The organism is Plantibacter sp. MDV22-iso1 (assembly GCF_058408345.1).
The window spans coordinates 117,589-130,295 of the sequence record NZ_JBZVDY010000002.1; the positions used below are offsets into that span (position 1 = coordinate 117,589).

10 protein-coding genes and 1 tRNA gene are annotated in these 12,707 nt (G+C 68.3%); 5 read left to right on the forward strand and 6 right to left on the reverse strand.

The window, feature by feature from the left end; all coding sequences use genetic code 11:
• Positions 1–6 precede the first annotated feature (6 nt).
• The gene (locus tag AC4PMY_RS11295) at positions 7–930 is read left to right on the forward strand and encodes a ribokinase (RefSeq protein ID WP_491622751.1); all 924 of its coding nucleotides are present in this window, start codon (positions 7–9) and stop codon (positions 928–930) included.
• Between the two features lie 43 nt (positions 931–973).
• On the opposite strand, the gene AC4PMY_RS11300 is transcribed toward AC4PMY_RS11295, so the two are convergent.
• Complete coding sequence (locus tag AC4PMY_RS11300) at positions 974–1,771, reverse strand: hypothetical protein (RefSeq protein ID WP_491622752.1); 798 nt, start codon at positions 1,769–1,771, stop codon at positions 974–976.
• Complete coding sequence (locus tag AC4PMY_RS11305; RefSeq protein ID WP_491622753.1) at positions 1,768–2,412, reverse strand: SatD family protein; 645 nt, start codon at positions 2,410–2,412, stop codon at positions 1,768–1,770. The genes AC4PMY_RS11300 and AC4PMY_RS11305 overlap by 4 nt, the downstream gene beginning before the upstream one ends.
• A 411-nt stretch (positions 2,413–2,823) precedes the next feature.
• On the opposite strand from AC4PMY_RS11305, the gene acs reads away from it, so the two are divergent.
• On the forward strand, positions 2,824–4,815 hold the full coding sequence (gene acs, locus AC4PMY_RS11310) for an acetate--CoA ligase (protein ID WP_491622754.1): 1,992 nt from the start codon (positions 2,824–2,826) through the stop codon (positions 4,813–4,815).
• 75 nt (positions 4,816–4,890) lie between these two features.
• Here the strand turns inward: acs and AC4PMY_RS11315 are convergent, their stop codons facing one another.
• Together AC4PMY_RS11315 and sp36 are read right to left on the reverse strand one after the other, a co-directional pair.
• Positions 4,891–5,361 carry a RidA family protein gene (locus AC4PMY_RS11315; protein WP_064294650.1) on the reverse strand — a complete coding sequence of 157 codons (471 nt, stop codon included), beginning with the start codon at positions 5,359–5,361 and terminating at the stop codon, positions 4,891–4,893.
• A 23-nt stretch (positions 5,362–5,384) separates the two neighbouring features.
• On the reverse strand, positions 5,385–5,540 hold the full coding sequence (gene sp36, locus AC4PMY_RS11320) for a Sp36 family protein (protein ID WP_162852301.1): 156 nt from the start codon (positions 5,538–5,540) through the stop codon (positions 5,385–5,387).
• 108 nt (positions 5,541–5,648) lie between these two features.
• On the opposite strand from sp36, the gene AC4PMY_RS11325 reads away from it, so the two are divergent.
• From AC4PMY_RS11325 to AC4PMY_RS11335, 3 genes are all read left to right on the forward strand, one after another.
• Positions 5,649–7,988, forward strand: a complete 2,340-nt coding sequence (locus tag AC4PMY_RS11325; RefSeq protein ID WP_071259016.1) for a transglycosylase domain-containing protein — start codon at positions 5,649–5,651, stop codon at positions 7,986–7,988.
• A gap of 121 nt (positions 7,989–8,109) precedes the next feature.
• On the forward strand, positions 8,110–10,662 hold the full coding sequence (locus AC4PMY_RS11330) for a transglycosylase domain-containing protein (protein ID WP_138945022.1): 2,553 nt from the start codon (positions 8,110–8,112) through the stop codon (positions 10,660–10,662).
• A gap of 149 nt (positions 10,663–10,811) precedes the next feature.
• Complete coding sequence (locus AC4PMY_RS11335) at positions 10,812–11,786, forward strand: metallophosphoesterase (RefSeq protein ID WP_254773548.1); 975 nt, start codon at positions 10,812–10,814, stop codon at positions 11,784–11,786.
• 157 nt (positions 11,787–11,943) lie between these two features.
• Here the strand turns inward: AC4PMY_RS11335 and AC4PMY_RS11340 are convergent.
• Positions 11,944–12,017 (reverse strand) — tRNA-Pro (locus tag AC4PMY_RS11340).
• Positions 12,018–12,140: 123 nt separating this feature from the next.
• Positions 12,141–12,680, reverse strand: coding sequence for a hypothetical protein (locus AC4PMY_RS11345; RefSeq protein WP_491622755.1), 540 nt, complete (start codon positions 12,678–12,680; stop codon positions 12,141–12,143).
• Positions 12,681–12,707: the final 27 nt, after the last annotated feature.

Sequence of the window (12,707 nt, forward strand, 5' to 3'; positions counted from 1 at the left end):
GTCACCATGCAGAGTCCACGCATCGTCGTCGTCGGGTCCTTGAACGCGGACCTCGTCGTCCGCACGGCACGATTCCCGCAGCCCGGGGAGACGCTGACGGGATCCGAACTCGCCGTCATCCCCGGCGGCAAGGGCGCCAACCAGGCGGTCGCCGCGGGCAGACTCGGCGGCGACGTCACCATGGTCGGCGCGGTCGGCGACGACGCGCACGGGTCCCTCCTGCTCGAGTCGCTCTCGAGCTCGGGAGTGGACGTCACCCGGATCGCCCGACGTGACGACGTCGCGACGGGCACCGCGGTGATCACCGTCGACGACGCCGGGGAGAACACGATCATCGTGTCGCCCGGGGCGAACGGCACCCTCACGCCCGGCCGGATCGGCGAGGCGTGGACGGCGCTCGACGGTGCCGGCGTCGTCTGCTTGTGCCTCGAGGTACCCATCGACACCGTGCTCGAGACGGCCCGGCGGGGCGCCGCGGCCGGCGCGCTCGTGCTCCTCAATCTCTCCCCCTACGGTCCGGTGCCGGAGGAGCTCCTCCAGGCGACCGGCGTCCTCCTCGTGAACGAGCACGAGGCCGCCGATCTCGCCGGGGTCGACCCGGAGGAGGCCGGGTGGGAGGCGACCGCAACGGCGCTGCGCAGCCACGGCATCCGACGAGCCGTCGTCACGACCGGGGCCGCGGGCAGTGTCGTGATCGACGGCGAGGCCGCCCCGACACCGGTTCCGTCGCCGACGGTGGACGCCGTCGACACCACCGGCTGCGGCGACGCGTTCATGGGCGCCCTCGCGCTGCGACTCGCTGCCGGCGACGAGCTCGTCGACGCGGCTCGATTCGCCTCGACCGTCGGCAGCTACGCGGCGACCGGGGCCGGCGCCCAGGCGTCGTACCCCGATCAGGAGCAGCTCGCGGCGTTCCTCGAGCAGCGATGAGACACGGGGTCCCGCGTGAACCGACGCGGGACCCCGTGTCGCCTCAGCCGGCGGCGATCACCCAGAGGTAGAGCACCGCGGCAGCAGCGATCGCCCAGCTCGTGAAGCTGCCGACGAGGAACTCCTCCGCCTTGCCGCCGACCCCGCGATCCTCGGAGATCTCGGGGAAGCGCACGATGCCTTTCGCCGCGACGAGGGCGGCGATCACCGTGCCGGTGCCGCTCAGTGCGAGGACGACGATGAAGACGCGTTCGAGCGGGCCGATGAGTCGGCCACCGAGCAGCTGTGTCGTCGGACGCCGCGGCGTGGCGCTCTGCTCGACGCTTCCCAACTCGCGTCCGCGGATCGTGACCGTCCAGGCGGAGGCGGGTGCCGCGGTCGGTTGCGGCTCGTCGTCCTCACGCGCGCGGCGCAGTGACGCCCGCACGATGAGGTTGCTGCTCCGCGTGAGGAAGACGAGCGTCGACCCGGCTGCGACGGCGAGAGCCAGGGGCACCTCCTGCAGCACGCCGAGGTCGAAGCCCGCGTAGACCTGTGCAGCGGGGCTGTCGGCCGGCCCGCCAGCACCGAACACGAGCGTGGATGCGACGACGAGGAGCCCGAGTAGGAGCACGGGCCAGAACCCGCGCGGTCGTGACGTGTCCGAGGACGGCATGGTCACGATCCATCCGAGGGAGACGAGGCCGGTCAGCGTCGGCCACCACCAGTCGAGCCCGAGGCCCAGCACGGCGAACAGCCAGACCACCACCAGCCCGATCACCGGAGACCAGCGCGGGCCGCGGACCACACCACGACAGAGGTCGGCGACCCCGATCATGAGCACCAGGACGGCCGCGATCATCGGGTCGGTGCTCCGGCGAGCAGGTCGAGGGCCGAGACGAGCGCGGCACCGCCCGATCGTTGCAGGTTCTGCGACACCGCGGACTGCGAGATGCCGGCTTCGGCAGCCATCGACTCCTGCGATCGGCCGAGGAGCGCGCCCGCGGCGAGCTGACGCTGTCGGGGGTTCCGCATCTGATCGATCGTGTGGTCGCGCAGGGTGAGGAGTGCGTTCACGATGGCGTCTCCGTCCTGGGGCGCTTCGCCCTCGAACCACGATCGCAGGTACGGCTGACGTTTGTCCTCTCGCCGATGCGCCTCGTCGATGGCGGCTCGGGCCCGCCACCAGGCGGAACCGTCCTGGATGCGGGCCTCCTGCCCGGCGTCGATGTCCGTGACCTCGCCCCAGCCGAGACCGAACCGGCAATCGACCTCCGCGGGGAACAGCAGTCGCGCGAGGGTCGTGGCCCGCAGTGCGGTCGCGACGTCCGCGTAGACGACCTGGAACTCATCGCCGACCGTCGGGCGCAGCGGCTGCTCGGCGGGCCAGGTGGCCTCCACCTGGAGGAAGACGTCCTGGATCGCGCGCTGAGCACCGGTGCGGTCGACGAGACGGCGGGAACCGACGATGTCGACGACGACGGCCAGGAAGAGATCGGTCATCTCAGAAGCATAGAGCTGATAGTAGTGGAACTATAAGCAATATCCGAATACTCGTCGGTGGACGCCGACCGCAAGCGCCGGAAACAGAAGAAGGCGGCACCCATTGGGGGGAATGGGTGCCGCCTCTACAGTGCCGGATTGGGGGGAATCGCTGGCACTGCATGCACGAATGTATATTCGGCCGGGTCCAAGTGTACGCCAGCGGACGGGGAATACAAGCATTCAGACGACCCCAGATCGAGTGGTTTCCCTACCATGCCCAGATCATTCACAGACTGGGCCGGTGGATTTGTTCGGATGAGTGACAAATCCGCAACCGAGAACACGCTACGCTCGTGCATGGCACGGACTCGACCCGCCTGGGCAGGTCGGGTCAGGAACGCGGATTCGCAAGGGAGCGAGACACACACGATGAGCACTCAGATCGACAGCCTGCTGCACGAAGACCGACGATTCCCACCGTCGGAGGAGTTCGCCGCGCAGGCGATCGCCAGCGCCGAGCTCTACGAGCGGGCGTCGAGTGACCGACTCGCCTTCTGGGCCGAGCAGTCCCGCGAGCTGCTCACGTGGAGCAAGCCGTTCACGAAGACCCTCGACTGGTCGAACCCTCCCTTCGCGACCTGGTTCGACGACGGCGAGCTGAACGTCGCCTACAACTGCCTCGACCGGCACGTCGAGGCCGGCAACGGCGACCGCGTCGCCCTCCACTGGGAGGGCGAGCCCGGTGACACCCGCACGATCACCTACGCCGAGCTCACGGCGGAGGTCAAGCGCGCGGCCAACCTGTTCACCAGCCTCGGCGTCGAAGCCGGCGACCGGGTCGCCATCTACCTGCCGATGATCCCGGAGGCGATCGTCTCGATGCTCGCCGTCGCGCGCATCGGCGCGGTCCACTCGGTCGTCTTCGGCGGGTTCAGCGCGGACAGCCTGCGCTCCCGCATCGACGACGCGGAGGCCAAGCTCGTCATCACCGCCGACGGCGGCTACCGCAAGGGCAAGGTCTCCGCGCTCAAGCCCGCCGTCGACGCGGCGCTCGCGAGCCGCGGCGAGCTGCCCGAGCAGGCGACCGTGGATCACGTGCTCGTCGTCCGTCGTGGCGAGAACGAGGTCGACTGGACGGCCGGACGCGACCTCTGGTGGCACGAGGCCATCGCCGACGCCGAACCCGAGCACGACGCGCAGCCGTTCCCCGCAGAGCAGCCGCTCTTCATCCTGTACACCTCCGGCACCACCGGGAAGCCGAAGGGCATCCTGCACACCTCGGGTGGCTACCTGACGCAGACGGCGTTCACCCACAAGAACGTCTTCGACCTCCACCCCGAGACCGACGTGTACTGGTGCACGGCCGACATCGGTTGGATCACGGGCCACAGCTACGTCACCTACGGCCCCCTCGCGAACGGCGCGACGCAGGTCCTCTACGAGGGCACACCGGACGCCCCGCACCCGGGACGCTGGTGGGAGATCATCGAGAAGTACGGCGTCAGCGTCTTCTACACGGCTCCGACGGCGATCCGCTCCTTCATGAAGCTCGGTCGGAAGATCCCGAAGCAGTTCGACCTGTCGTCGCTCCGCCTGCTCGGCTCGGTGGGCGAGCCCATCAACCCCGAGGCGTGGATGTGGTACCGCAAGATCATCGGCAACAAGGTCGCGCCGATCGTCGACACCTGGTGGCAGACGGAGACCGGCGCGATCATGGTGTCGGCCCTCCCGGGTGTGACGTCGACGAAGCCCGGCAGCGCGCAGGTCCCGCTCCCCGGCATCGCCATCGACGTGGTCGACGACGCCGGTGACGCGGTCGGTGCCGGCGGTGGCGGACTCCTCGTCGTGACCGAGCCCTGGCCGTCGATGCTCCGCGGCATCTGGGGCGACCCCGAGCGGTTCAAGGAGACCTACTGGGAGAAGTTCTGGGACGTCGAGGGCGGCCCCTTCTACTTCGCAGGCGACGGCGCACGGCTCGACTCGGACCGCGACGTCTGGCTGCTCGGCCGTGTCGACGACGTCATGAACGTCTCCGGGCACCGACTCTCGACCGCAGAGATCGAGTCGGCGCTCGTCGCCAACGAGATGGTGGCCGAGTCCGCCGTGGTCGGTGCGGTCGACGAGACCACCGGGCAGGCGGTCGTCGCCTTCGTCATCATCAAGGAGTCCCACCTCGAGCAGGCGTCCGGACTCGCGGACATCACCGGCGCGCTCCGCAGCTGGGTCGGCGAACAGATCGGTCCGATCGCTCGCCCCCGCGAGGTCTACCTCGTGAACGAACTGCCGAAGACGCGCTCGGGCAAGATCATGCGCCGTCTCCTGCGCGACGTGGCCGAGGGCCGCGAGGTGGGCGACACGACGACGCTCGCCGACACCACGGTCATGCAGATCATCACCGACAAGATGGTGAAGAACACGTAGGTCGATGCTCCAAGCACGAGAGCCGGACGGAATCAGTCATTCCGTCCGGCTCTCGTGCATGTGGCGCGGGATGCGCTACGCGAACTCGACGATGAGCTCCACCTCGACGGGCGAGTCGAGCGGGAGCACGGCGACGCCGACGGCAGAGCGGGCGTGCACGCCGAGGTCGCCGAAGATGTCGCCGAGCACCTCTGACGCACCGTTGATGACGCCGGGCTGGCCGGTGAACGCCGGGTCGGAGGCGACGAAGCCGACGACCTTCACGATGCGGGTGACGCGGTCGAGCGAACCGATCTGGCTCTCCACCGCGGCGAGCGCGTTGAGGGCGCACGTCCGGGCGTAGGTCTTGGCGTCGGCGGGCGAGACGAGTCCGTCGCCCTCGCCGACCTTGCCGGTGGCGGGGAGCTTGCCGTCGGTCATGGGCAGCTGGCCCGAGGTGAAGACGTGCTCACCGGAGACCACCGCGGGGATGTAGGCCGCGACGGGCGGGACGACGGTGGGCAGGGTGATACCGAGCTCGGCGAGTCGGGCGGCGATCTGGGACATGGGGGTTCCTCCGGGGCGTCGGGTCAGTCGGCGATGGGGCGCTTCAGGTAGGCGACGAGCCCACCTTCCGGACCGGTGACGACCTGGACGAGCTCCCAACCCTCCCCGCCCCAGTTGTTCAGGATGGCTGCCGTGTTGTGGATCATCAACGGCGTGGTGAGGTACTCCCAGCGGGTCATGTCTCTCCTCGATCGGGCGCTCCGCACGGAGAGGCGGAGGCGCAGGGGATGCTCATGGCGGGCCCCAAGTGAAGCTCGCTCACAGTTTCCCCGCTTACCTTCGATCCTATGCCTGAACCACGTACCCCCGCGAAGACGGTCGCGCAGAGCGTCCTCGGCTTCGTCGGCTTGAGCGTCGCCGCCGGTGTGCTCGCCACCGCCGCGGTCACCCCTGCCATCGCGATGACCGGTCTCGCCACCTCCACGGGCATCTCCGTCTTCGACGGTCTCCCCGACTACCTCCAGCTCGACTCGCTCGCCCAGAAGTCGAGCATCTACGCCAAGGACTCCGCCGGCAACCCGGTGCTCCTCGCCTCCTTCTACGACCAGAACCGGATCGAGGACAGCTGGGACCAGATCTCCCAGTTCGCGAAGGACGCCGCGGTCTCGGCCGAGGACCCCCGCTTCTTCGAACACGGTGGCATCGACCTCGCGGGCACCGTCCGGGCGGTCGTCAACAACGCCGCCGGCGGGTCGACGCAGGGTGGCTCCTCCATCACGCAGCAGTACGTGAAGAACGTCCTGGTGCAGAAGGCCGAGGCGATCCCCGACAAGAAGGAGAGCGACGCGGCCTACGAGGAGGCGACCGCGACGACCCCGGAGCGCAAGCTCAAGGAGATGCGACTCGCGATCGGTCTCGAGAAGACGTACGGCAAGGAGGACATCCTCCGCGGGTACCTCAACATCTCCGGTTTCGGCGGACGCGTCTACGGGATCGAGGCGGCGTCCAACTACTACTTCAACACCACGGCGGCCAACCTCACGCTGGAGCAGGCGGCGACACTGCTGGCGATCGTCAACAATCCCGAGAACCTCAGGATCGACAAGCCCGACAGCGCCGACAACGGCGCGGCCAACGGCTACGCCCTGACGAAGACGCGTCGGGACTACGTCCTCGACCAGATGCTCAAGGAGCAGAAGATCTCCAAGGAGCAGCACGACACCGCCGTGGCGATCCCGATCACCCCGACGATCGTGCCTCCCATCACCGGTTGTTCCGCAGCCGGGTCATCCGCCTACTTCTGTGACTACGTGACGAACGTGCTGCAGAACAACGAGATCTTCGGCGCCACACAGGACGAACGGTGGACGAACTTCAAGCGCGGCGGGTACAGCGTGTTCACGACGCTCGACCTCGACCTCCAGGCCGCGTCGCAGGCCGCGATCGACGAGTACGTGCCGAAGACGACCACCGAGCTCGACCTCGGTGCCGTCTCGGTGAGTGTCCAGCCGGGCAGTGGCCGGATCCTCGCCATGGCCCAGAACAAGGACTACTCGCAGGATCCCGACGTGCTCGCGACGGGTTCCAACTACAGCGCCATCAACTACAACACCGATCAGGCCTACGGCGGATCGGCGGGCTTCCAGCCCGGGTCGACGTACAAGATCTTCACCCTGACGGACTGGCTGAAGTCGGGCAAGGGCGTCAACGAGTCGATCAACGCGAACCGTCGATCCGACTGGGGCACCTTCACCAACAGTTGCGTCCCGGGTGGGACGGAGCAGGCCGAGGCCGGGTGGAGTCCGCGGAACGACGAGGGCGAATCCGGGTCCTACACCGTCAGACGCGCGACGCAGCAGTCGATCAACACCGCGTTCATCGCGATGGCGCAGGAGCTCGACCTCTGCGACATCAGCAAGACCGCCGAGTCGATGGGCGTGCACCGTGCCGACGGCGCACCGTTGAACAACTCCCCCGCGACCGTGCTCGGCACGAACGAGGTCGCTCCGCTGAGCATGGCGACCGCCTTCGCGACGCTCGCCGCCGGCGGCAAGACGTGCGACCCGATCGCGATCGACTCGATCACGAAGCCCGACGGTTCCACCGCCGAGGTCCCCTCGGCGAACTGCCGCCAGTCGGTCGACGCGAAGGTGGCGGCCGCGGCCGACGACGTCCTCCAAGGGGTCGTCTCCAACGGCACCGCGTCCGCTTCGGGCGCCCGCACCGACGGCGTCGGTGAGCTGATCGGCAAGACCGGCACCACCGACAACGCCGAGGCGACCTGGATGAGCGGCGCGAGCACGACGGTCGCGACGGTCGTCGGCACCTTCAACGTCAGCGGACACGTCAACCTCCGCGACACCTACATCGGCGGAACCCAGGTCGCGTCCATGCGGCACTACATCTGGCCGGCGGTCATGTCCGCCGCGCTCGCCAAGTATCCGGGTGGCGACTTCCCCGAGGCGGACCGCGCGACGCTGCAGGGCGACGGTTCCGGCAGTAGCGAGGAGGACTCGACGCCCGCTCCGACACCCACCGCCGACCCGACGCAGGCCCCGAGCGAGGCGCCGACACCGGCACCGGGCGATGGCGCGGACACCGATGGGACCGGCGAGGACGGCGGGCCCGCAGCCCCAGGGAACGGCGGCGGAGCCGGGAACGGGAACGGGAACGGCTCGCCCGGATGATCGGATGCGGCTGCCGGTCGCACGCCGACCGACAGCCGCGTCGCGTCGCCCGGCGGCAACGATCGGGTTTCAACGCAGCCCTGAGCGGGCCTTTTTCAGGATTGTCGCTTAGCATCGATCCATGCCTCAACAACATCGCACGGCCACCGGTGTGCTCGGCGGCTTCCTCGGCTTCCTCGGCCTGAGTGTCGCCGCGGGCGTCCTCGTCACCGCCACGGTCACCCCGGCGCTCGCCGTCACGGGGATCGCGACCAACAGCACGATCAACGTGTTCGACGGTCTGCCCGACTACCTGGCCCTCGACGAGCTGGCGCAGAAGTCCAACATCTACGCGACCGACAGCGCCGGTACGCCGCAGCTGCTCGCGTCGTTCTACACGCAGAACCGCATCGAGGTCGGTTGGGACCAGATCAACCAGTTCGTGAAGGACGCGGCCGTCTCGGCCGAGGACCCGCGCTTCTACGAGCACGGCGGTGTCGACCTCACGGGTACGATCCGCGCGGCCGCGATCAGCCTGTCCGGCAACGACCTCCAGGGTGGTTCGTCGATCACGCAGCAGTACGTGAAGAACGTGCTCGTGCAGAAGGCCGAGGCGATCACCGACAAGGAGAAGATGGAGGCCGCGTACGACGAGGCCACCAAGACCACTCCGGAGCGCAAGCTCAAGGAGATGCGCATGGCCATCGGCCTGGAGAAGCGCTACGGCAAGCAGGACATCCTCCGGGGCTACCTGAACATCGCCGGCTTCGGCGGCCGTACCTACGGCATCGAAGCCGCAGCGAACTACTACTTCAACACGACCGCGGCGAACCTCAACCTGGAGCAGGCCGCGACGCTGATGGCGATCGTGAACAACCCCGAGACGCTGCGTCTCGACCGCCCCGAGAGCGAGACCAACGGCGCGGCCAACGGGTACGCGCTGACGAAGGACCGCCGCGATTACGTCCTCAAGCAGATGATCAAGGAGGGCAAGATCACGCAGGAGCAGTTCGACGTGGCCATCGCCACCGTGATCACGCCCACGATCACGCCGGCGAGCACCGGTTGCCAGACGGCCGTGAACATCAGCCCCGGCTCCGGGTTCTTCTGCGACTACGTCACCCGCGTGTTCCAGAACAACCCGATCTTCGGTGAGACCGAGGACGAGCGGTGGGCGGCGTTCAACCGCGGCGGCTACAGCGTGTTCACCACACTCGACCTCGACCTGCAGTGGGCCGCACAGAGCGCGCTCGACGCGTACATCCCGCACGCGAGCGACCAGCTCGACATCGGAGCGGTCGCCGTCACGGTCCAGCCGAAGACCGGTCGGATCCTCGCGATGGCGCAGAACAAGGACTACACGAACGATCCGGAGATCGCTGCGACCGGAGCGAACTTCAGCGGCGTCAACTACAACACCGACTACGACTACGGCGGGTCCAGCGGTTTCCAGCCCGGCTCGACGTACAAGACCTTCACCCTCGCCGAGTGGCTGAAGGAGGGCCACGGCCTGAATGAGGGCGTCGACGGTCGCAAGCGCTCGCCGTGGGGTACGTTCAAGGACTCCTGCGCCGACGGCGGCACGGTCTACGCAGGTTCCGACTGGAACCCCGGCAACGACGAGGGCGGCAACGGCGGGTACTACACCGCCATGCAGTCCACCAAGAACTCGATCAACACGGGCTTCATCGCCATGTCGAAGCAGCTCGACCTCTGTGGCATCCGCAAGACGGCCGAGTCGATGGGCGTGCACCGCGCCGACGGCGGGCCGCTCCTGCAGTCCCCTGCCACCGTGCTCGGCACGAACGAGGTCGCCCCGCTCAGCATGGCGACGGCCTTCGCGACCTTCGCCTCCGGCGGTATCACCTGCGACCCGATCGCGATCGACCGCGTCGTCAAGCCCGACGGCTCCGAGATCCCCGTCCCCGCGGCGAACTGCCGTCAAGGGCTCGAGCCAAATGTGGCGTCGACGGCGAACGTCGCCCTCAAGGCGACCTTCAATGGCGGCACGACGAGTTCTTCCACTGTCGGCGACGGCATTCCGCTGATCGGTAAGACGGGCACGACCGACAACAACGAGGCGACCTGGATGAGTGGCGCAAGCACCTCCGCTGCCACGATCGTCGGTGTGTTCAACGCGACCGGACACGTCAACCTCCGGCGCACGTACTTCGACGGCACGCAGGTGGCCGTACTCCGTCACTCCATCTGGCCGAAGATCATGAGGGTCGCCAACGGCAAGTACGGCGGCACAGAGTTCGGCGACCCGGATCCATCCCTCATCAACGGCCAGTCCGTCCAGGTGCCGGACGTCGCCGGGAAGTCCATCGAGGAGGCACAGAAGATCCTCGAGGATGCCGGCTTCGGCTTCGCGAACGGCGGCGCCGCCGACTCCGCCCTCCCCGTGGGTCAGGCTGCCAGCACCAACCCTGCAGGCACGGTCCCGAAGGGCTCGATCATCACCGTCTACACGAGCAACGGCCTGGTGGGCGTCATCCCCGATGTGAGCGCTGCCGCCAGCTTCGACGAGGCGAAGGCGGCCATCCAGGGTGCCGGGTTCTCGAACGTGGGTCAGAAGTGCGTCGCGGATCCCGCGGCTACGGCCACGAAGGTGACCGGCGTGGATCCACCAGCCGGATCCCAGGCGAAGAAGGACGCGAAGATCACGGTGTCGATCACGAAGGACAAGTGTTGACGCTCTGACGCGATGACGAAGGGCCCGGTCGGATGTCGACCGGGCCCTTCGTCGTAGCCGCGGATGCGCTCCGGGCGTCTTCGGAGGGGCCAGCGGGTACGCTCGTGGGACGGTCGGAACCACTCGGCGACCGAAGGAGGAGACGATCGATGGCGGCACCCATGAGCACCGGCGGCAGACTCGGAACGGCAGCGGCTGTCGTGGCAGGCCTCGGGGCCCTCACCTTCGGGTACGCGTCGGTGATCGAGCGCAACGCCTTCACGCTGCGCAGGGTGACCGCTCCGGTCCTCCCGCCCGACGCCGAGCCGATCACCGTCCTGCACCTCTCCGACCTCCACATGGCGCCCTGGCAGCGTCGGAAGCAGGCCTGGCTGCGGTCACTGGCCGATCTCCGGCCGGACGTCGTGATCAACACGGGCGACAACCTGGGGCATGAGCAGGGCATCGACGGGATCCGGGCTGCGCTCTCGGTGTTCGCGGGGGTTCCCGGGGCGTTCGTGCACGGCTCGAACGACTACTACGGCCCGACCGCGAAGAACCCGTTCAAGTACTTCACGCAGACCTCCTCGAAGCACGTCTCCCCGACGACGCTCGACACGGGTGCGCTCGAGCGGTTCTTCATGGACGAACTCGGTTGGATCGACCTCAACAACGCGGTCGGTGAGATCTCGGTCCGCGGGACCCGCCTCGACCTGTTCGGCGTCGACGACCCGCACAAGCACTTCGACCGTCTGGACACGTTGACGGCCCTCATCGACGAACGGCTGGACGCCGAGACGTTGGAGACCGACGACCCGTCGTTGGCGCACACGGTAACGGTGGGCGTGATGCACGCTCCGTATCGGCGGGTGCTCGACGCGTTCGTGACGCAGGGTGCGCAGTTCATCTTCGCCGGTCACACCCACGGTGGTCAGGTCTGTGTGCCGGGCTACGGGGCACTCGTGACGAACTGCGACATCCCTCGCAAGCAGGTGAAGGGGCTCAGCGTCTGGCGCCACGCCCTCCGCTCGGCGTACCTGAACGTGTCGGCGGGTGTCGGCACGTCCATCTATGCGCCCGTGCGCTTCGCCTGCCGGCCGGAAGCGTCGCTCGTGACGCTCCTCCCCCGTCGCACGGTGGTCTGACCGGGCCGGACTGCCCTTCGACAGGCTCAGGGACCGGGACCTTCCGGGCTGTGCTGTCGGGGTAGCGGGCTGTGCAATCCGCCAGCCCAGCGGACCGCCAGCCCACGAAAACAGAGAAGCCCGGTCAGACGATTTCTCGTCCGACCGGGCTTTGCTGTCGGGGTAGCGGGATTTGAACCCACGACCTCTTCGTCCCGAACGAAGCGCGCTACCAAACTGCGCCACACCCCGATGGCCCGAAGGCCTTGTCTAGGATAGCCGATTTTTCAGCGGCTGTTCGCCACTTCCTGGAATCGGTGCATCCCGGACCGGATCAGCCGAGCGCCGCCATCGCCGCCCGACCGATCCGTGCTCTCACGCCTGCTGACGGCGACGCACGACCACGGTGCCGAGCGCGGCAGCACCGACGGCGAGGAGCCCACCGGCCACCCATGGGAGGGCGGTTCCGGCGAACCCGGTGTCGGCGAGGGCGTTGCCCCCGGCAGACGGGTCGGAGGCCGACGCGGCGGCAGCAGCGGCGTCCGCGGGGTCCAGCACGGTGAAGTCGGACGAATCAGTCACGGCGCCCTGGGTCGCGGTCAACGTGTAGGTGCCCGCGGGGTCCGCAGCCGTGTCGATGGAGACCTGGATGTCTCCGGCGGCGTCAGCGACGGTCGACAGCGTGCGAGCGGACACGCCGGCCACCGAGGAGTCGATGGTGATCGACACGATCTGGTTCGCGGCCCAGAAGTCCGAGCACGAGTACGAGACCGCCGCGCCGCGCGCGACGCTCGCCGGCGTGATCGAGTTACAGCTGCCTGGACCGTAGCTGTCGCCCTCGACCGCGTTGGCTGCGGTGGGCAGCGCGACGACGGCGAGGAGGACGAGTGCGGCGGCGGAGAGAGTTCGTTTCATGTGCGGGCCCCTAGGTGTGCGGATGGC